Annotated in this window: 22 protein-coding genes; 13 read left to right on the top strand and 9 right to left on the bottom strand. The window is 32.9% G+C overall.

The window, feature by feature from the left end; translation table 11 throughout:
* The 3 genes from NSS97_RS29310 to NSS97_RS29300 form a co-directional block, all read right to left on the bottom strand.
* A partial coding sequence (locus tag NSS97_RS29310; protein WP_341115103.1) for an FtsK/SpoIIIE domain-containing protein occupies positions 1-977 on the bottom strand: 977 nt, incomplete at its 3' end.
* Between the two features lie 100 nt (positions 978-1077).
* A complete protein-coding gene (locus tag NSS97_RS29305; protein ID WP_016128141.1) occupies positions 1078-1263 on the bottom strand; it encodes a hypothetical protein in 186 nt (61 codons plus the stop codon).
* A gap of 7 nt (positions 1264-1270) precedes the next feature.
* The gene (locus NSS97_RS29300; protein WP_002192010.1) at positions 1271-1561 is read right to left on the bottom strand and encodes a hypothetical protein; all 291 of its coding nucleotides are present in this window, start codon (positions 1559-1561) and stop codon (positions 1271-1273) included.
* Between the two features lie 976 nt (positions 1562-2537).
* Between NSS97_RS29300 and NSS97_RS29295 the strand changes: the two genes are divergently transcribed.
* The gene (locus NSS97_RS29295) at positions 2538-3752 is read left to right on the top strand and encodes a replication initiation protein (protein WP_070145960.1); all 1215 of its coding nucleotides are present in this window, start codon (positions 2538-2540) and stop codon (positions 3750-3752) included.
* A 40-nt stretch (positions 3753-3792) separates the two neighbouring features.
* Here NSS97_RS29295 and NSS97_RS29290 read toward each other — a convergent pair whose 3' ends face one another.
* From NSS97_RS29290 to NSS97_RS29270, 5 genes are all read right to left on the bottom strand, one after another.
* On the bottom strand, positions 3793-3996 hold the full coding sequence (locus NSS97_RS29290; protein WP_070145959.1) for a hypothetical protein: 204 nt from the start codon (positions 3994-3996) through the stop codon (positions 3793-3795).
* Positions 3997-4432: 436 nt separating this feature from the next.
* Positions 4433-4870, bottom strand: coding sequence for a hypothetical protein (locus NSS97_RS29285; RefSeq protein ID WP_236736020.1), 438 nt, complete (start codon positions 4868-4870; stop codon positions 4433-4435).
* A 9-nt stretch (positions 4871-4879) separates the two neighbouring features.
* A complete protein-coding gene (locus tag NSS97_RS29280) occupies positions 4880-6070 on the bottom strand; it encodes a ParM/StbA family protein (protein ID WP_131929500.1) in 1191 nt (396 codons plus the stop codon).
* Between the two features lie 240 nt (positions 6071-6310).
* Entirely contained in the window at positions 6311-6865 is a 555-nt protein-coding gene (locus NSS97_RS29275) for a DUF3967 domain-containing protein (protein WP_070145955.1), read from the bottom strand.
* Positions 6866-7524: 659 nt separating this feature from the next.
* Complete coding sequence (locus NSS97_RS29270; RefSeq protein ID WP_131929498.1) at positions 7525-8493, bottom strand: Replicase RepFR55; 969 nt, start codon at positions 8491-8493, stop codon at positions 7525-7527.
* An 872-nt stretch (positions 8494-9365) separates the two neighbouring features.
* Between NSS97_RS29270 and NSS97_RS29265 the strand changes: the two genes are divergently transcribed.
* Positions 9366-10496: an AimR family lysis-lysogeny pheromone receptor gene (locus NSS97_RS29265; RefSeq protein WP_131929502.1), complete on the top strand. Its 1131-nt coding sequence runs from the start codon at positions 9366-9368 to the stop codon at positions 10494-10496.
* Positions 10497-10883: 387 nt separating this feature from the next.
* Here NSS97_RS29265 and NSS97_RS29260 read toward each other — a convergent pair whose 3' ends face one another.
* Entirely contained in the window at positions 10884-11273 is a 390-nt protein-coding gene (locus tag NSS97_RS29260; protein ID WP_131929496.1) for a helix-turn-helix domain-containing protein, read from the bottom strand.
* Positions 11274-11419: 146 nt separating this feature from the next.
* Here NSS97_RS29260 and NSS97_RS29255 point away from each other — a divergent pair, with 146 nt between their 5' ends.
* The 11 genes from NSS97_RS29255 (at position 11420) to NSS97_RS29205 (ending at position 20177) form a co-directional block, all read left to right on the top strand.
* Entirely contained in the window at positions 11420-11629 is a 210-nt protein-coding gene (locus NSS97_RS29255; RefSeq protein ID WP_131929494.1) for a helix-turn-helix domain-containing protein, read from the top strand.
* Positions 11630-11790: 161 nt separating this feature from the next.
* The gene (locus NSS97_RS29250) at positions 11791-14040 is read left to right on the top strand and encodes a SpaA isopeptide-forming pilin-related protein (RefSeq protein WP_131929492.1); all 2250 of its coding nucleotides are present in this window, start codon (positions 11791-11793) and stop codon (positions 14038-14040) included.
* Positions 14041-14212: 172 nt separating this feature from the next.
* Positions 14213-14671, top strand: a complete 459-nt coding sequence (locus NSS97_RS29245; protein ID WP_215582590.1) for a TRAG family protein — start codon at positions 14213-14215, stop codon at positions 14669-14671.
* Between the two features lie 40 nt (positions 14672-14711).
* On the top strand, positions 14712-15287 hold the full coding sequence (locus NSS97_RS29240) for a TraM recognition domain-containing protein (RefSeq protein ID WP_341115088.1): 576 nt from the start codon (positions 14712-14714) through the stop codon (positions 15285-15287).
* 103 nt (positions 15288-15390) lie between these two features.
* Complete coding sequence (locus NSS97_RS29235) at positions 15391-15639, top strand: hypothetical protein (protein WP_002090828.1); 249 nt, start codon at positions 15391-15393, stop codon at positions 15637-15639.
* A 565-nt stretch (positions 15640-16204) separates the two neighbouring features.
* On the top strand, positions 16205-16648 hold the full coding sequence (locus NSS97_RS29230; protein ID WP_341115086.1) for a hypothetical protein: 444 nt from the start codon (positions 16205-16207) through the stop codon (positions 16646-16648).
* Positions 16649-16677: 29 nt separating this feature from the next.
* A complete protein-coding gene (locus tag NSS97_RS29225; RefSeq protein ID WP_131929634.1) occupies positions 16678-16902 on the top strand; it encodes a hypothetical protein in 225 nt (74 codons plus the stop codon).
* A gap of 31 nt (positions 16903-16933) precedes the next feature.
* Entirely contained in the window at positions 16934-17242 is a 309-nt protein-coding gene (locus NSS97_RS29220) for a hypothetical protein (RefSeq protein ID WP_131929631.1), read from the top strand.
* Positions 17243-17345: 103 nt separating this feature from the next.
* Entirely contained in the window at positions 17346-18431 is a 1086-nt protein-coding gene (locus NSS97_RS29215; protein ID WP_341115081.1) for a hypothetical protein, read from the top strand.
* A 15-nt stretch (positions 18432-18446) separates the two neighbouring features.
* The gene (locus NSS97_RS29210) at positions 18447-19550 is read left to right on the top strand and encodes a hypothetical protein (protein WP_341115079.1); all 1104 of its coding nucleotides are present in this window, start codon (positions 18447-18449) and stop codon (positions 19548-19550) included.
* A 117-nt stretch (positions 19551-19667) separates the two neighbouring features.
* Entirely contained in the window at positions 19668-20177 is a 510-nt protein-coding gene (locus NSS97_RS29205; protein ID WP_131929591.1) for an ATP-binding protein, read from the top strand.
* Positions 20178-20206 lie beyond the last annotated feature (29 nt).

Below are 20206 nucleotides of genomic sequence, written 5' to 3'. Positions count from 1 at the left end.
AAAGCAACTTGTGAAGCGACCGCTGTTGGTAATCGAAAGCCTATTTTCGCATCAGCATTTTGTTTAATTTGTCTTGGTAATGTATCAGAAGTAGGATATTGCGTACAAAATATGAGCCGGAATCCTAAACCACCTCCGATTCTTGCGATTTCAGATAACATCTCCTGGCACAAAAATAATACATCACGTTGTTTTTTAGGTAATCCTTGTGTGGGACAAAGATTTGCTCCTTCATCTACTATGATGAAACATCGCTCTTTTATGGATGTATCTATGATATTAGTAAAGTAGGACTTCTTCATTACTTCAATTTGTTTAACCATTTTCTCACGTACTTTAGCCAACATTTCTAACGCCTGTTCCGGATTTTCAGCTATTTCTATTACTTGGGACAAATTCTTGTAGGGGCTAAATTCTAATCCTTCCTTCAAGTCAATAATAAAAAAACTTACATGTTGAGATTGTTGTAAAATCAAACTCGTCATCACATTTTTTAGAAATACTGTCTTTCCAAACCGTGTCATACCCGACACGCACATATGCGGTGTTTTCTCGAAATCATGATACACATGTTTATCTAACGCTTTCCCCATCATAACTCTCCATGTATGCTCTTTTAATAGATCCTTAGACCAATTCCACATTTCAGGTATCTGTTGCTTAAATACGCGAATATGAAGCTCTCTTTGATGGAACGATATTTTAACAGGTTTATATAGGCCTTCTTCTAATACTTCCGATAACTTTTGGATAAGTTGACTAGGTACACCAAGTGGTAACTTGTAAACATAATTCATACTTATATCATCTTTAATTTCTTTTATAAAAATGGGGTATTGTAATTCACCTTTATGTTGAACACATATCTTTGCAATTTCAAAAAACGTTGCAATTTTTTTCTTATCACTCATTCCGTTACTTTGATAAAAATAAGCTACAGTTATAAAGGTTGCTGGAATTAATAAAAGTGACAACATTCCCTCCATACCTCCTTAAGGTAGTTGAGCCTGTATGGAAGCTTAGAAAAAGCGGTTTAAGATGCGCTATTATAATCACTTTCAACTACCAGGTGTAATACTAACCTAGAAACACATCTAGTATATCCATTAGAACGTACCAAACACTCCCAATCAACAAGCATTTAAGACCCGCACGTAGCAACCAACCTGGAAGATAAAGACCTTTCTTCTTCAACAATTTTATTCCTAAAACTGAAGCTCCGGTCACGCCATATACAATCCCTAGCTCTCCAATGATTGTCATGTTTATCTCATCCTTTCGGTTTGATAGATAAATTCCCCTTACGATCTCTATAAAGTTGATAATCATCCAGTAGCTCATTCCATGACAATGCCTGTTCATCGCCATATAGATCGTCTTCAATTTTTTGACTTAAATAATAGTAACCTCGATATTGTTGGGCCAGGTATACTTCGTGACGTAGCATATGCTCTTGTATGGCGCAAATGTCAATTTCCTTTTTGGTGCTTTTGTACATTTCTTTCAGAGTGCTTGAAGAATATAAATAAGGGGTAGTATACAACATTTGATAATGGTCCATTTTTTCTCACCATCCATATAAAATTCCAGCTTCCTTAAATACGTATGTTTGCAATACAGCTTTTTGAATTTGTACCTAAAAAAAGACAAATAAAAAAGGTTCTTTCATGGAAAAAGAACCCTTTTAAAACGTTGAAAATCCAGATTACGAAATGAAAATAGCTTATTGTGACAATTTGCTAGGACATCTAATGGCTATAACTCCCTTTTTTTATATATTAAGCAACGAAATATGTTTCAATTTATTGTAGCCATTTCTTTATGACTATAATAAAAAAAGACAAGGGTGTTGCACTCTTGTCTTTTTTGTTCATTAGATCTATTTTTATTACAAATAGGATTTTAAAATTTATTAATAAATATATACAACATAATATTCTATGTTTGATTGTTTTACATAATAATTGTTTATATGTTTAATTGTTTATATGTTTTAGGAACATGAAATGCGTTGATATATAAGGGATTCTGGCACATAACTATAACAAAAATGGTTAGAAAGATAACAAATTTGGTTCTAACTATAACAAAAATGGTTAGAAAGATAACAAATTTGGTTGTCTAACTATAACAAAAATGGTTAGAAAGATAACAAATTTGGTTCTAACTATAACAAAAATGGTCAGAAAGATAACAAATTTGGTTATCTTACTATAACAAAAATGGTTAGAAGGATAATTAAATTGGTTGTTTAACTATAACAAAAATGGTTAGAAAGATAACAAATTTGGTTGTTTATCTATAACGAATTTTAAAGGTATTAGTTTTTATATCAAAAACTCTTGTTAATCTTTAATTCACATAATTATTTTATGGACTATGAATATCATTTATCACAAAATTTGGCCATAAAACTTCCAAAATTAATCTGTAAAAATAACAAATTTGGTTATAAAAAAAAGCAACTATAACAAAAGTGATATATTTGTTATAGTTAGTGTATCAATAGAGGACGTATGGAAAGGACGTATATAAATATGTCTATAAATCAAGATTTACAGATTAAAGAGAATAATATTGTTTCTAAATCAAATACTTTGATTGAAGCAAATTCTCGCTTAAATTTAGTTGAACAAAAGATGTTACTTTGTTTAGCTAGTAATATTGAACCGAATGATAGGGATTTTAAAACATACACATTCCCAATTAAACAATTTCATGATCTACTTGGTTTGAGTGGATCTATCAAATATACGGAGTTAAGTAAAATAACAAAAGAATTATTATCTAAAGTAATTGAAATTCGAGCAGGAGAAGAACTGATACAAGTATCTTGGCTTTCTTCCGCAATTTACAATAGGAATAAAGGGACAATTGATATGCGTTTCGATCCTTTATTAAAGCCGTTTTTAATAGAATTGAGTAGCAAGTTTACAAGCTATAGATTGGCTAATGTTGTTAAATTGAAAAGTACATATGCTATACGTATTTATGAACTACTTAAGCAATATGAGGACTTAAAAGAACGTACAATCAGTCTTGAAAATTTAAGGTATTACTTAGATGCGATGGATGTATACCCTAACTATGCAAATTTTAAGCAACGTGTGTTAAAACCTTCTCAAAAAGAATTAAATCAAAAAACAGATATTTCTTTTGAATTTGAAGAAATTAAATTAGGTAGGAAAGTACAAAAAATTAGATTTATTATTCGTAGCCAGAAAAAGAAAGATCCCGATTTAATTCATTTTGAAAAGAAATTAGATAAATTTCAACAGCCAAATACATTTGAACAAAAAATCAAGAGATTTGAAGAACGGTGTAAAGAAAAAGTATTTCCTAAAGTATTTAAGAAATGGGAAGAGCATAAAGAAATTGTATTGGAGATAATTGAAGATATCCGTTTTCGTACAGATATTGATTCCCCAATCGGTTATGTAGAATTTATTCTAAATAGCCGATTAAAAGAACTGTCCGAAAATGAAATAACAAACACAAGTAGTCAAATTGAAAATAAATCTCATAATAATAATGTACTAGAGATTGATAACATTATAGATTCAGTTATCAGTAAATATTCAACATCTACCGGAGCTGTAGCTACATTTTTAGTTGAAAGTTCAGCAATTGAGGAATTAGTCAAAGTAGTTACATTAGAAGAAGCTGAAGTTATTTGGAAAGATCATGAAACATTTGTCATGGATAAGATTTATGAATACATTAAAAAGAACAGTAGAAAGAAAAGATACTAGTGTTACATGAAAAAAGTTCTTTTTACAAAAAAGAACTTTTTTAAAATAAGGCAAGTTGTTCTTCCTCATTTTGCATACTAATTTTCACTTTATATGTATAATACTTACCCATTCTATTCTTTATCTCATTTTCCACTTGCTGTATAGCAGCATCGGGTGTATTTGCTGTAATGTATACAATATCGGGTTCATATACTTCTCCATTTGGAGATATAATTGTAAATTCTATTGGGTATTTTTCCATAATTCTCATTCCTTCTTACATTTTAATGCTATAAAAGATATCCTAATACACATATGGCACATATAACACTACTTACCACAATAATAAAAGCCATTATCCTAAATAACAAATGTCCAAGGTAATAAAATCCTAAACATATAAGAGCGATAATCAACAAGATTCCTGTAGTTTGCAGAATGACTGCTTTAAACAAATACAATAAAATTAAGATAATTATCAAAAGCGAAAAGGATTTTAAAATCATAGTTCGCTTTTTTTGTTTGCTTGCTTGTAATTCCATAAATTCACCACTTTCATTGATAAATGTATGCATTTGAAATACAAAAATGGAGTACCTTCTCTAATAAGTAAGCACTCCACCATGTCATTATGCATCTTGTTGTTTTTTGCTTCTTTTCATAGAAATACTACTTTTAAAATTCCTTTTAGAGAATTATTAATTTGTCCACTTATTTATATCTATATTTCTTTCTATAGGTTTATTCACTGGGTCTTCTTGAGTTTTTTCTTCTGATTTTTCCATATGAACATCTTCCAGCTGATTCTTTTCATTTGCGGTTCTGGATGAACTTTCAACTTTTTCAACTACATGACCCTCTTCTGGCTGTTTGTACGTTAAAGGTGATTTGGAAGGTAGACCTCTTGGGATATCCCCCTGTAGCATGCCTTTTGCACTTAACAAGTCTTTAGCCATTCCAAGCTTTATTTCTTCGTTATCTACACTTTGTGTCCCGTATAACGATATAAAATGTTCTAACACCTTTCTTGTAGCTTCATTAGGGTTTTCCTGTGATTCTATCCAAACAAATAGTTCTGGACATCTTTGACGCATTTTCTCCGATAATGGAATTTGAATCGCTTTTGGTTTAGCCATCATAATCACCTATTTTACTTGTTCTTTTTGAAGTGCAATTGAACTAAATACTGTCATGCCTTTTACATTCATTTCCGTTGCATTCTTAGGATTAACCCATAATATTTTAATTTTTTTAGAATCACAAATTTCTTTTAAATCCTCGAAAAGATTTTCTTTTAATTGAATACTTCCACCGCCATAGACAACAACGACCTCTACATCATATTTTAAGTCTTGTAATTTAGTTTCCGCAGTATCTAACACTTCATCAGCTAAATTAAATTTTGCTCTTGCTAAGAATTTTTTAGCATCTTCATAATATTTAGGATGCTCTTCTTTTAGATATCCGGCAAACTCTTGTCTTTCTATAGAGAAACCCCATTCATCTTCAAAATCTTTTTTAGCACGTTCAATCGCATGACCTATACCATGTCTTTCTCCCGAACTGTGGTCATTATCATAATCATAACCTTTTGTAACAACATATTCTGTTGTTCCATCACCAATATCTATGTGAAGAAGACGCTTTTCTTGGAAGTATTCACCTGTTATATCTTTCATATCATACGTTTCTTTAAACTCATTAAATATGTCATCATTTCTATATTTCCCATTACCATCCTCGATTAAAGCAAATAGAGCAATAGTTCCTTCTTGTACAACAATAACTTTTTCAAATTTCAAAGTTACATAAACTCTCAAATCACCAACAGTTACCGTTACATGGTGACTACTATTTGTAAATCTTTCTGAAAGTTGTTTTGCTTTTTCTTTCGTCCATTCACTAGCTGGTAAAGCTGTAACCATTGAAACATTTGCTTCTATATTTGTGCCTTCTTCTAAGAAGTTCTGATCTTTAAACATATCTTGAACCGAACGACAAGCGATTGCACTAACTGTTGTCATAATTGTAGTATCTTGTTTATGCTTACCACGGTTTGATTTAATGTTAAGATTCTGAAGATCCTCACCAGAGCGAATAGCACGTTCTCCAACAAACACCCTTTGGGCTACTTGCCCTTTTAAAGCTGATGAATTAACAGTAACATCCATATTATGAATTAAGCCATGCACTAATTCTTCAATTTTTTTATCTTGCGGAACAGGCTCTTTATACACATAACTATACGTGTTTGGAAATTTCATCATTTCTCCATTAATCGTAATCTTTTTCTCGGAATTCCCATTATCATCTTCTACAAAATAATTGAATTTCATTTATATTACCCCTTTCTTATTGAAAAGAATTTATTTTTAATCATTTTAAATTATCTTAATTATATTTTACCGTAACTAGTCACAGAAAGCAATATAAAATAAATAATAATAAATCATTTTAATTTAAAATGATTTATTATTATTTAAAATGATTTATTATTAATATTTTTTTAAATTCTAGTTATATAATTGAGTCAAAATGATTTATTTTAAATTAAAATAAATCATTTTGACTGTGTGCTATTTCCAAAATTCCCACCACCTTTTTTCCTTTTGTTTATTTTGAGATGCTACTATAAGTTGTTTAGTTTCTTGAATCTCTCTAACATGTGTCAATAGTAAAGAATCTCGTTCGTTGTATCTGTTCTCCATGCGTTCTAACCGTTCGGCATTCATTAATTCAATACGTTCGAGCTGTTGAATTTTTTCTTTTAGTAATATCTGTTCTTGAAGTAATTGTTCTATAAAACCTTTAGGCAAAGTCATTACGTTCTCTGATAGAACGCTAGGCGTTCTATTATCGTCTTCTAGATCATTATCCGTTTCAACTTCAGCCAAAGGAACAGATAAGACAACCTTCACCGCACCATCAATACTCATTCCAGCCTCTTGGATCAGCTTTTTCATCTGTTCCAGTACTTTAATATCTTTTTGAACAAAGGCACGACTATTTTTTGCGCCTTTTACAAAAGAATATTGTTCCTGTTCTAATGCTATACACCATTTCCTAAGCGTACTTGTACCTATTTCTAAGCGTTCGGCAACATCTTTCGTCCAAAATGAGCGTTCTTGCAACTGTTCACCCTCCTTTAATTTTTATATAGAACGCTTCCACACTAATTGTTAAAACTCCTATACTTTAGATTTATTTCTAAATAAAAAGAATCCCTAAACTTCGTTAAAAATTGCTAATTTAAATTAAAATATATGCATTTCCCATAAAAAATAAAATAATGGAGTATGAAATGTGTATCAAATTGTAAATGTATAGGGAAGTTTTTGGGGTTCTTGTAACTTTGCTGTAATTATTATAAGTAAAAAGTATATCCTCCCTAAAGAGTGACAAATTTCACTATTTAAAATACAACTTGAAAATGAAGATGAAGATTACTTATTTAATAAATCTTGTTTTAAAATAGTAAAACCAATAAAAACATTAGAATTTAAATTTTGAGTTTTATCCTTACTCCCACAAGAGTTTCAAAGTTTTATCTTAGTAAATTTCAAAGTTAATTCGTCAGTTAAAAATAGAACATTCAGATTTTAATGGATGAAAATTTTGCAGGTGAAAAGTTCGAAAAATAATATGAATTCCTGGAAAATGAGCATTGTTTTTGAAGATTTTTATGTAGGAAAATGATAGGAAGGTTACAATCAAAAAAAGGACACGAGAAATAGCCTTGCTATGTAAGGGTTTTTTGAGCAAGGCTGGATTATATTATGTTTTTTAAAAATTAATTGTTCTCTTCAAAAAATTTATAAATAACTAATTTACTATCACTTTTTTGACCAAACAGTGATATTTTCTTTTGAGCATCACTATTGCTACGCTCTTTTCTTTGTTTAGATTTTTCAGCGAACATTTTCATAAAATGAGCGGGATTACTTATTTCAGCTTGATTATATTCAAACCATCCAACGCATTTTTCAAAATCCCATCTTTGATAACGATCAATTTCTTTCGGCATTCTTAAGGCTATAGTATAAGCGTCCTGTTCTGTTAAATATGTTACTGGTTGACTTGTTATATAGCGATATGCTTTTTTCTGATCGTCACTCAAATAATCGTGTAAGTCTTGTAATCTATTGTAATTTTCTTTTGCTTCATGATCCGCAGCAGGTCTCGCATGTTCTTCAATGTTGAAAAGATCTAGGGAAGATGATGTTTCAAATTTGTTTTTTTGCGTATCATCATGATCTGTTACAACATTTTTTTTACTAATCTTGTTCTTTAAAAATCTAGTGAAAGTAGAACAAACATCAATTGCTAAAGCCCATTTTACCTTGAAGTATTCTATAATTTTTAAATAGTTATTATGTATTGTTAAGATGTAAACGGAAGGGGCGATCTTTCCATGCCGTCTTACCTTTATTTGTTGGCATACTCCTAAATCTTGCAACCAATTAAACACATAATTTATAAGAGGCTTTGAAATGCCGGATTTTTTGCTAATATGATCCTGTTTAACTTGGCTATATCCTTCTTGTACTAGGTACGATAAAACTGTTTCTAAAGCTTCATATTTACGTTTTGTGAGGTAATCCTTTGTAGTAACACCTTCATGTTCAAAGACAATATTATCAATATAAGTAGTAACTTTCTTGATTGATTGATTAATAGCCCCTGGTGTTTTGGATAAGTGTTTAATTCGAGGACTTAATTCAGCTTTTGCTCGACTAAGCAAAAAGTTATGCAATAACACGGAAAAAACCTCCTATTTTTCCCACTAAACACATACAGAAAAAACATGGAAAAATAGATGGTTCTTATTCACATTACATTCACCTTATGGTATAATTTTATTTATAAGTGAACAATTAAAAATATGAAATAAGACCCTTACTATTTAAGGAGTTTTAAATTGGTCTCTAGTTTGCCGACCTGAACCTATTTAAAACTGAGTGTAGTGGGGTTTTTTTTTGGGTTATATATTTTTATAAATAGTTTTCTCTTCAAAATACAATCCTTCTTTCTATCTTATATTGTTATTAAAATAATATCAATCCCCTCGAGTAGGTTTTGTTATCCTATATGTAAAAATCCATAAACATTCAATCATTCTAAAAATCGCATATTCCAATTTTAAACTATTTATAAATGCATATCTGTAAATTGGAAGTTATGATAAAATTGTAAAACCCTAAAATTTGTTAAAATATTTAATCTAATTAGATTTTTCTTTTGTTCACCACTTTTACAGAAAAAAACAAATAAATTCATATTTTTTCACCAAAAACACAAACGAACGTTTGTTTTTGGTGAAATATGGGTATTGAGACCATAATTCCGGGGCGTGATTAATGTTTGAATTTTCTGATAAATATTTTGATAATGGGTGATTTAGACATAACTATGAGTCCTTCGTGTTAAAATATTTCTAATTATACAATTTATGAGATAGAAACATTAAGTTTAGAACATAATGACAAGTTTTGATTGCCCGATTATAAAAGTTAATTATTAACCTCCAAGAATATATCAAAATACTAAACTATAGATTAAAACGTCTTTTTAATAATTTGTATTGGGTAATGTGTCTTGTGCTTGGGAGGGGGCTTTACATTGGAGAATTTAATGGAAAAACTGTCGAAAATTAAAGCTGAAAAGAAAATAAGTAGTAGACAACTAGCAAAGGAAATTGGAACGAGTAAAACAACAATTGATAACGGACTTCAATGTAAAACAGAAGAGTTTAAATTTGAGATTTTCTTAAAGTTAGTTCAAGCCATTTGTGATAGTTCGGAAGAACAAAGAAAAATCCTTCATGAGTATATTCTTCTTTGTAGAACACCATTAAATGTACAAAAAGCATTATGCTATTGTCAAGCAATGGGAGAATACAAATTAATAGCAGATATTATAGAAAAACATGCAGATACAAAGGGGTTAAAGAAGTATATAGCAGTTTATCAAATACAGAATAAAAGGAATCAAAATATAGCAAGAGGTCAGCAACTTCTGGATGAGATGTATGCTAAAGATTTCTCTTCAGATACAGTGTGTCAAGCAGCCTTAAATATTTTGTATATGGAAGCTATGTATGATAAGCAAAATTATAATGCTGTTATCCCTTATGCCGATCGTACAGATGTAATTTTAAAAGAAGTGGAACAAGAGTATGTTAAGCGATGCTTGCAAATGAAATATAAAGAGCGACTGGCTTATATATATTTAATGAGAAATGATTTGGAAAGATGCCGCAATATATGTTATGAAATTTTAGATTCTGAATTGGACATTTCTATTGTTAAGGCTACAGCATGGTGCTGTTTAGGAGAAAGTTTCACGTTTGAATGTCCATCTACAGCTGAGAAGTATATTAAGAAAGCCATTTCTCTTTGTGAAAGTATTCAAGTTCCACAAAAAACACAAAAGTATTTAGCGTTTCATACTACACTAGCGCATTTGTATATAGAAAATGGTATTAATTTAGATGAAATAAGATTTGACATTATTCATTCATCTGAAAAGGCTTTTTTTGAATGTATGCATGGTGATTGGAAAAAAGGAATTGAACTATTTGAAGATCTGAGAAAAGATGGTAAAAAATTCACGGCTTTCCAACAGTATTCGTTTTCGAAAGTGAATAATGATATAATAGGATTAAAGGAATCTTTAGAATCTTTTGAACTAACAGGTAATATTTTTTATTCGCAATACGTCAAGAAAGAGTTATTAAAAGAAGAGGTGAAGTCAAGTGAATAAATTTTTAGCGGTTACGTTATATACCGTAATGCTATTGACATCGTTTTTTCAATTAGAAACACCAGATTCACAACATGCAAAAGCGCAAGATACAAATAAATATGTTATGCAAAGGATGGTCGACCCCGGTGGTGGTTAAGCCGTTTAAGCAAGAAAGACGCTACTAAAAAGTAGCGTCTTTCGTACTTTATAATGGTGGTTCATTATTAAAAAGTGTGAAAATTTCGTGCCACTAACACATAAAATTCACGTAAAATACGGGAGGATTATAAAATGAATCTTAATCAAGAATGGTTTAATGAAATGATTGACCAGGATAATCAAATTTTAGAAACTTATCGTGAATTATTACTGTTAATTGGAAATTTCCAGGAAGAATAATGTTTTTCAGCTATGTTTTAATTTATTTTTAGTCTCAATTCTATGTGTTAAGTATTTTGCATACTCAATTAACTCATTTTCTAATAAGGGTTTATCTTTATCAGGAATACTTTTATAACTTTCATACAAATCTTGCGCTAAACGTTCTACAATTAATTTTCGATCTTCAGTTGTAAGAGCTTCATCACCAATTTTATGATTTAGGAGTCGATCAGTACTTACATTGAAATAAATGGAAATCTTTTGGAGCATTTCAAAACTTGGCTCTTTCCTGTTATTTTCCCAGTTGGAAATAGTACTATTGGCGACTCCTAAAACATCACCAAACTCCTTCATACTTAATCCTTTAAGTGTTCTTAGAATTCTTACATTTTCCCCGAAATAATTCTGTATCATCTATTTCACTCCAATCTATTTTTTCACTTTCGGGATATTAATCAGCCCCAAAGGTGAAAGAAATTCACCTTTGGGATAAAAAAGTATCCTAAAAGGATTGACATTCTACTTTAAGGAGAATAGAATGTGATTAAGGGGGTGAGGAATTGACTGTTATACGCAATATGAGAGAATCAAAAGGGTTAACAATTCAAGAGCTGTCGCATGCTTCTGAAATACCCATAAAAACTCTGTATCACATTGAAACTGGTACAAAAGGAGTTATTGAAAATAGGGCAAAAGTTCTTGCGAATATTTTCAATGAACCAATTGAAAAACTGTTTTTTGCTACTTACTATCGAGCAAGACTAGAATGAAACAAATTTCATTTACTCATTAAACAATAATTATACATCTATATTGTAAATGAACAATACAGAAAAGGGATAACATAATTAGTTTTTTTAAGTTGATAAATCTGAAAATTTAGTTTTTATAGATCTTTGAAAACTGCATATCATTTGAGGGAGCTGTTAGTATGTTGAAACGATCGTATCAAACGTTACTCATTGCTATGAGTATGCTTCTAATTGTCTTAAGTTTTGTATTTCCACTTACTAAGGCAAGTGCTGAAGTCATCAATCGTGAGAAGTACGAAATGGATTGGAGTTTTAGTCCCATGTATGGGAAAAACCTACGGACAGAGTTGCTGAAGAATACGAATGGGCAAATTGCGTATTGCTTAACGTATGGGAAATTAAGTCCTAACGGTAATGATCTTCCGGAAATGGGGCGCACAGATGATGTTGTGTATCGGGTTCTTCTAAATGGATATCCACAAAAGAGTCCAGAAGAATTAGGTGTTTCTAACTGGAAAGAAGCGCATTACGCGACACAGCTAAGTGTTTGGGCAGCGTTGGGTCAAATTGACATTAACGAAGTTCAGCATCGTAATGGAAATGTTGCGAAAGCTGTAAAAGCTATTATTGGTGGTGCGAATAAAAGCCAAGAAACACAAAACCTGTACATGAATGTAACACCAACAGACAATCAAGAAGCAAAGCTAAACGGTGAGTACTTTGAAACGACAGTGTATCAAATTGAAAGTAACGCTAAGAACGGTGTCTTTACAGTTCAACTAGCTAATGCACCGAATGGAACGAAAGTTGTTTCAACAAAAGGTGAAGCAAAACAACAATTCAATTTAGGAGAACAATTCCGTATTTTGATACCGAAATCCTCTCAAACAGGTAACTTTTCCTTAAAAGTAACATCTAATCTTTCTAATTTGCAGGCAGTAGCATATCAAGGAACTGATAAAGTCCAAGATGCAACAGTCCTTTTAGAAAAAAATGAGGAAAAAGTGAGTGCCGATCTACAAGTAAACTGGAAATCCCTTGGTGGATTGAAAGTTGTAAAAGAGGGAGAACAAAAAGAATTGCTACAAGGTGCAGTATTTGAAGTCATGAACAGTGTAAATCAAAAAGTAGGCACAATGACTACGAATGAGCAAGGTTCAGCAAGTCTTTCTGGTTTAGAAATCGGAACTTATACTCTTAAAGAGATAAAATCGCCTACTGGTTATGTATTGAATGGGCAGCCACAACAGATTGAAGTGAAAACAGGCGAGGTTGCTACGATTACAGTACAAAACGTAAAAGTAAAAGGAAACATTGAGATTAAGAAATTAAGTGATAGCGGAAAAACTCTTCCAAAAGTAGAGTTCACAGTGTATACAGCAGAGGGAAAAGAAATCACAAAAACAACTACAAACGAGCAAGGGATTGCACAAGTGAAGGATCTTCCATATGGAAAGTATTATTTTGTTGAGACAAAAGGGGTAGAAGGATATCTTCTTAATCAAACAAAATATCCATTCGAGATCAAAGAACAAGGAAAAACACTGACATTTACGGTTGAAAATAAAGAAGTAAAAGGAAACGTGCAACTTCTAAAAGTAGATGGAGAGAATCCAGATAAAAAATTAGAAGGTGCGGTGTTCATTCTTCAAGATAGTAAAGGAAAGAAAATTAGCGAACACAAAAGTGATAAAAACGGCTTGGTTGAAGTAAAAGACTTACCATTTGGGGCATACTCATTTGTTGAGAAGCAAGCGCCAACTGGCTATGTGTTAACAAAAGAGCCTATTTCTTTTAGTATCTCGGAACAAGGAAAGACAATCATGCTAACAGCGAAAAATAAGCACATCACAGGAGAATTGGAGATTAGCAAGGTAGATATTGCGGATGGCAACAATAAGCTTCCAAATGCTGAATTTACCATCTTTAACGAAAAAGGTGAAGAAGTTGTAAAAGGAAAAACGGATCAAAACGGCATTGCGAAATTTAAGCTTCCATATGGAAAGTACACATATAAAGAAACATTTGCACCAGAAGGATATTTACTAAATGAAGAAATATTCTCTTTTGAAATTAAAGAGGATGGTCAAATCATTAAGCATACGGTGAAGGATCAGAAGAAACCGACACCACCTACACCAGAGACACCACAACCAGAACAACCACAAAAACCAGAGACACCACAACCACAGGTGCCGGAACAACCAAAAGTAACCGAAAAACCTGTCATTCCACAACTAGAGAAGCCACAACAGATTATTATGAAACCACAACTAGAACAAACACCAAAGAAAATCGAAACTTATCTTCCGACAACAGGCGGTAAAGTCGAAAATCCATACATAAAATGGATTGGTCTTGTATGTGTCGCACTTGGCTTAATTGGAGCTGTATTTGCAGTAAGAAATCGAAAAAAAGCTCAATCGTGAAAGGACTAATAGTATATGACAAAATACCAATCTCATTTTAGTAAAATAGATGAAAATCCGCTTGGTTTTGCTATTGGATTTCGTAATGCATGTATACTCGTAATTCCCATTTGGACAGTTGTTTTTTGGATAGGGAGCAAGATATAAGAAACCGAGAGGGAGATGAAATGAGATGTCAGAAATCTACGTCGGTAAAACGAAAAAATTAGGGAAACTTGGGGAAGACGTTATGCATCGCAAGAGTGCTTGGTTGCCTGAAGGATTGATGCAAGCAATTTCAATCGCTCAAACTGTAATGAAACCATTAAAGCAACATGATTATTGGATAGAATCCGCTACAAAATTATTGGCAGGAAGTATTTTGTATCTGGATCAACGACATAAAAACCTATATTACCTAGATGTGAAAAAAGTTATTGAGTTCACTGAAAAAATATATGAAAGTGAAGCGAACTTGGTAGAAGTAGTAAATTCGCTTGAAAATGAGCATCCAGCTTATCATATCTTCCATGAGCTAGGTCTTTATTCAAAAGAAACAAGGGATGCGATAACTATCACTTTGTTATACATTCTTGAAAAACATCAACGTGAAAAGCAAGGGGAACCAAAAGAGTATTTTTGGTTTCAGTAGTAGTTATAAGAGGGAAATGAAATAGGAAGGAGTTCAATACATGTTAGGCGTAGCTAAGAAGTATACAAAGGTGATTAGAGCGTTGAAAGAGATGGATGAAAAGGAAAAGATTGCAGGTGTGATAAAAGCTCGATTTGGGGCTTATAAATCGGTCATAGAGGGTGTAAAAGAAACAAACGATGATTTTATTTTCATTTTTGATCCGAAAGGTATCTTTTTTGAAGACACATACAAAGAGAAACAAGAGCAAGGGTATCTCATATTCAAACATGATTTATTAGCTGGTTATGAAACGCTTCAAATGGATATAGAGGAAAAAGCAGTTGTGTATATCAGTGTAGAAACACAAGCAAGTACGTATCAAGATAGAGGAGAAGCGTTATCGGATTTTCTTCAATATCTAACAGAATGCAAGAATATAAGACCGATTCACCTGGTATTTCATCAATATGATTTGTACCCGATCCCTCATATGGAGCAGTTTTTAAAAGAAAGCGCAACATACCACATTCATCATTCAATCGTAGTTGAATCTCAATCCGCATTACAGCACATATACGGAAAAGAGGCAGCACAACGCATCATAACCTCGTATAACACAACAATCCTAGCATGATATGAAGCACTCGTTCACTATTTCATCCTATCTAGATGGCTAGAAAACTATACAAGGGAGAAGCGCTTTTCTCCCTTCTTTATCAAAAATAGGAGGCGTTCATATGGGAAAAGAACAAAGGCTCACATTCTATGATATTGCCGCATCACAAGCTCATAGTGTCAAAACTTTTGATGGAAAAACATACGAACTGAAAGGCACCATCGCAATTGAAAATAACACAGGAAGCATTGAAAATGTAGCTCAAATTTATTATCAAGTGCGTTCTGTCAGAGACGAACATCAAAACTTGATCGCAAAAAGGAAACATAAACAAGCGGAACTAGTAGCCGTAAAACAAAAGTGTAAATAAAAAAAGCGATTTTGAAGTGTGCTGAGAACATAGCACAAAGTAAGTTGCTCTTTGACAATTTAGATATATATTGCGTATTTCTTTCTTCCTTAAAGTAATGATGTAGAAGGATGATATACGGCTTTCAATATATATGCGTGCCTCCCTTGAAACGGTCACTAGAGGGGTTAGGTATACGATTATCGTTAGAAGAGTGGGTACGTAAAACTCCTATCTGTGACCATTAGAAATGCATTGTATCAAAGATCTGTTTGTGTCAGTAATCGTGAGGAATATCCCATGTTGACATTCTGAAGAAGCGACGAACATCACAAACAGTAGATACATAAGGTTCTACGTTCACGCCAAAATACGTAGTGCGGTGTTGGGCATATAGAAGCTAGGTCGGGGTTAGTATCTATACGCATGCCAATACAGGGTTCGTCATTCCAGCCATAAATGATATTTCCATTTTCTATCCCATTTTCCTATAAATGTTATAAAATAAAGACAGATGTTGAAGTTTAAATGTGTCTCATCACACTTCAAAATCGCTTATAAAAATATAGCATAGGGAGGAACAAATATGAGTCGTAAAGGGTGGATCATTTCCGCTGTAGTTGGACTGTTAATTGCAATTGGTATTGGTTCAACATTTGTCTTTAGTTCGGGAAAAGGGGAAGTAATGGAACTTAGTCCGTTAGAAATGAAGAAGTTCATGAGTGAGGATGGCACAGGATTTGTTATGCTAAATTCCACTAAGAAGAAAAGAGAAAATTGGCTTCATATTGTAAAAAAAGTAGCGCAGCAAGAAAAAGTTCAGATACAAGAGTTAGATGAAGAAAGCGAGGAGGTTCCACCTTCAAGTAATCCTTATGATTGGGGATTATCACAAAGAAGAGATGCCCTTGCTTATTATGAAAAAGGAAAATTGAAAAAAGATATTGATTTTTCCACGTTTAAAGAATCCGAACTAGAAAAAGAAGTTACCTATTTTGTTAAAAATTGCAAAGAGCAATATCAGAAGTAATCACATAATCATTGAAAGGTGGTGATACAGTGGCGATTACACAGAAGGAATTAAAAAAGGAAAAAGAAATGGTAGCAAACCTATTAAGAGCCAATGGTCAGGATTATAACCATTGGCTTCATTTACATCATCAGAAATACATTGAAGAAAATCAAGATCTAGTAATGAAAGCTTTGCAAGCTTATAAGGCAATATCAACAGAAGTAAAAGAAGACAGCAAGCCGAATGAGTCAAGTCAGCTTAGTAACGTGTGAGCATCTAAAAATGAAAAGGGAGTGAATGTATATGTCTATGATGGAAACAGTAGCTCAAATGTTAGTGTTAGGTGATGCGATGGATGGTCTAATTAATACGGGTAATTCATTTATTACTTGGATGCAAAGAGGAGCAATGGTGAGTACAGCTATTGTATTTTGCTGGGGCGCTTATCTATTAATTTGGGGTGGTGAACGAGGGAGACATAAATGTATTTGGTGGTTTGTTGGTGGGGCAGCCGGACTCGTTATCGTAATGGGATGCCAATACTTAGCAGAGAGTGTAAATAGTAATGTTAAATTTGGTCAAATCTTATTTCCATTTCTTTGGATGAAGTAGTGAATAAATATGAATAGGGCAATGAGGAAGCTATGCAAAGGGTATGGCTTTTTTTGTTGCCTTTTTTCATGGGATTTAAAGTAAATGTGAGAAAGGAGAAGCCATGTTTGTCATTTTTAAGAGTAATAATGGAACAGAAATTCAGTCGGGTAAGCAATATTTGTTTCATGAAGCCTATACCTTAACCAAACGATTAGAGCGTGTTTATAGAGAAGCAGGGCGCCAAGAACATATTGATTTTGATTTGTTAGATGGTCATTCTAATGAAATCTATAACGGTACATTATCACTGGGTTCGAGATATGCGGATCATATTTTTGACCATATTTCTAAAAAAATGAATGTGATGCAATTAGATCCGGAACAAGAGGAACAAAAGAAGGAGCTGTTAGAAACGTTAGAAAGGGAAATCAATGATTCTCCTTTTCATGAAGAATATGAATATCAAGAAGAATTACCAGAAAGAAAGGAGGAACCCTCCTATAGTCCATCGGATGAAGTGAAAACACAAGTAAAGCCTGGAAAGGAAAATAGAAAAGGATTCAAGATGATTGCGAGTGTCATAGGAAGTGTGGTGTTAATTGGAGCTGGTGCCATATTTGCCTTTAAACTATTCTCTTCCAAGCCGGTTTCGAGTGTAAATGCTGGTTCTGAACAATATGTAGTAAAAGGATTACAACAGGCAGCCATTCAACAGTATGGAGAAGCCGTTAAATACTTTGATAAGGTCAATTACACTGAATTAGATAAAGATAGTCAGAAGGCAGTTTTATTTACTTATTTATTAAATGGAAGGGCAAATAAGGCATTACAATATGAGCCGAAATTTGCAGAAAGTGTGGTTGCTTATTTTATCGGGATAGACAACATGAATAAAATCAATGAAATTGATGTCAAAAATGATGTAATCGACTTTGAAAAGGCAGCGCTTAATAAGAAATATGAGGAGGTAATCAAGCTTAAAGGGAAAGTCAATATGGATGGTAGACGTGAAAAGCTCATCGTTGAAGCTTTTGTAAATCTAAAAAAATATGAAGAGTGTTATTCTTTTGCCAAAACACAAGGAAATAAAAACTTGATGAAGGAGGTCAAAGAATTAGAAAAACGAGATGTTCAACAATCTACGATAAGTGAAGAGGAAAAGAAAACTAAGATTGAAAAAATTGATAAAGATCTAAAGGACATCTAAGGGGGAAAAAATAACATGCCATTAAATTATGAGAATCTGTACAAAAAAATGGGAATTGTTTTTCTTGGTGGTTCATTGATATTGAGTACGACAGGGTGCAGTTGGTTTGGAAGCAAGGAATCATCAAAAAGTAAACCAGCTATTACAAAAAAAGTAGATAAGAATAAGCCGGAGGAAAAGAAAGAAAATCTGAACAAACAAGATTTCGAAGCAATTACAGAGAACGCAATTCAAAGTAAAGATAATGAAGTTGCTTATGTACTAGATGAGATTGATAAATCAAAAATTAATTTCAAAGAAAAATCCATTGTAAGTAATCTTCAAAATGGAGATGAAACCACTTCTCGTGTTCTAGCACTCTTTGATAAAGAAACAACAGATAAATCACTTCAAGATACGACAAAAGATAATGTGATTGCAGCTATTACAGATAATAAACCACAAGTAACCCTGAACGGAGATCATTTTGCTTTTGGCGATCAAAATATTGATTCTTCAGTAGCGAGTATAGGAGATATTCTTCCACCAGTTACACCGGAAGGTGAGAATGGTAATACGGAAAATACAGGGACAGAAAAACCGAAACTAACAGAACCAGAGGAACCAACAGATCTAGAGAAACCAAAACCGCCAGTAGATCCACCAACGGATCCAGAAAAGCCAAAACCGCCAGTAGATCCACCAACGGATCCAGAAAAGCCGAAACCACCGGTAGATCCGCCAGTAGATCCACCAACGGATCCAGAGAAACCAAAACCGCCGGTAGATCCGCCAGTAGATCCACCAACGGATCCAGAGAAACCGAAACCGCCAGTAGATCCACCAACGGATCCAGAGAAACCGAAACCGCCAGTAGATCCACCAACGGATCCAGAGAAGCCAAAACCGCCAGTAGATCCACCGACGGATCCAGAGAAACCGAAACCGCCAGTAGATCCACCAACGGATCCAGAGAAGCCAAAACCGCCAGTAGATCCGCCAACGGATCCAGAAAAGCCGAAACCGCCAGTAGACCCGCCAACGGATCCAGAGAAACCAAAACCGCCAGTAGATCCACCAACGGATCCAGAGAAACCAACAAATTCAGAGAATCCAGTTCTGAAACAAAATGAAAAATAGTAGTGAGTAAATAATGAAAAAATCAACTGGTATTGCCAAAAAGGTACTCATAAAAAGAGTGCCTTTTTAATTTGAAAATACATGTAATCTAATTTTTCGCTGAAAGGAGTCATATAAATGTTTGTTAATAGTACAAATGCAGTACAAATTTCAAATCTAGATAATAGTTTAATGGTGGTAGGTAGAGTGGGGACAGGAAAAACGAGGGAATTGAAGAGAATAGCTTTAAGCTTGCAAAAAGTTTTAGTGTTAGATCCATTGAAAGAGTACGAGGAATTAGAGAAACAAACAGGTGGTCATGTGACTTTACAATATTTAGACTACGAAATTAGTGATGGATACCGACGGTTCAAGATTACAAAAGATGTGATAGATTTAGCTAAACAATTTGAATATGTGATTGTTGATGAAACAAGTTGTTTATGTCAGGAAGACTTTATATGTTTTCTTCAACAAATGAAGGATGCCAATATAAAAGTAATAGCAAGTTTTCAAGAAATGCCATCAGATACCCAAATTGCTAAGAAGTTTCGGTATGTTATATGTTTAAATGTAACGAATGGTTTTGATAAGATAACAGAGTATGAAAAATATCATTATGATTCGGGTTTTGGCTTTAAGAAGTAATAAGTGTGGTTAGATTGAACAGAGGTGAT

Source organism: Bacillus sp. FSL R12-0074 (assembly GCF_038005725.1).
Taxonomy (GTDB): domain Bacteria; phylum Bacillota; class Bacilli; order Bacillales; family Bacillaceae_G; genus Bacillus_A; species Bacillus_A mycoides.
The sequence above is the reverse complement of the archived record's forward strand: the minus strand, read 5'-3'. Positions and strand labels throughout refer to the sequence as shown.

Coding starts and splice junctions, on each gene's coding strand:
- NSS97_RS29240 (WP_341115088.1), top strand. CDS start 14,712: ATGTTAGGCGTAGCTAAGAAGTATACAAAGGTGATTAGAGCGTTGAAA.
- NSS97_RS29260 (WP_131929496.1), bottom strand. CDS start 11,273: ATGATACAGAATTATTTCGGGGAAAATGTAAGAATTCTAAGAACACTT.
- NSS97_RS29265 (WP_131929502.1), top strand. CDS start 9,366: ATGGAAAAACTGTCGAAAATTAAAGCTGAAAAGAAAATAAGTAGTAGA.
- NSS97_RS29215 (WP_341115081.1), top strand. CDS start 17,346: ATGTTTGTCATTTTTAAGAGTAATAATGGAACAGAAATTCAGTCGGGT.
- NSS97_RS29285 (WP_236736020.1), bottom strand. CDS start 4,870: ATGGCTAAACCAAAAGCGATTCAAATTCCATTATCGGAGAAAATGCGT.
- NSS97_RS29230 (WP_341115086.1), top strand. CDS start 16,205: ATGAGTCGTAAAGGGTGGATCATTTCCGCTGTAGTTGGACTGTTAATT.
- NSS97_RS29210 (WP_341115079.1), top strand. CDS start 18,447: ATGCCATTAAATTATGAGAATCTGTACAAAAAAATGGGAATTGTTTTT.
- NSS97_RS29220 (WP_131929631.1), top strand. CDS start 16,934: ATGTCTATGATGGAAACAGTAGCTCAAATGTTAGTGTTAGGTGATGCG.
- NSS97_RS29245 (WP_215582590.1), top strand. CDS start 14,213: ATGTCAGAAATCTACGTCGGTAAAACGAAAAAATTAGGGAAACTTGGG.
- NSS97_RS29300 (WP_002192010.1), bottom strand. CDS start 1,561: ATGGACCATTATCAAATGTTGTATACTACCCCTTATTTATATTCTTCA.
- NSS97_RS29290 (WP_070145959.1), bottom strand. CDS start 3,996: ATGGAAAAATACCCAATAGAATTTACAATTATATCTCCAAATGGAGAA.
- NSS97_RS29280 (WP_131929500.1), bottom strand. CDS start 6,070: ATGAAATTCAATTATTTTGTAGAAGATGATAATGGGAATTCCGAGAAA.
- NSS97_RS29235 (WP_002090828.1), top strand. CDS start 15,391: ATGGGAAAAGAACAAAGGCTCACATTCTATGATATTGCCGCATCACAA.
- NSS97_RS29295 (WP_070145960.1), top strand. CDS start 2,538: ATGTCTATAAATCAAGATTTACAGATTAAAGAGAATAATATTGTTTCT.
- NSS97_RS29250 (WP_131929492.1), top strand. CDS start 11,791: ATGTTGAAACGATCGTATCAAACGTTACTCATTGCTATGAGTATGCTT.
- NSS97_RS29305 (WP_016128141.1), bottom strand. CDS start 1,263: ATGACAATCATTGGAGAGCTAGGGATTGTATATGGCGTGACCGGAGCT.
- NSS97_RS29205 (WP_131929591.1), top strand. CDS start 19,668: ATGTTTGTTAATAGTACAAATGCAGTACAAATTTCAAATCTAGATAAT.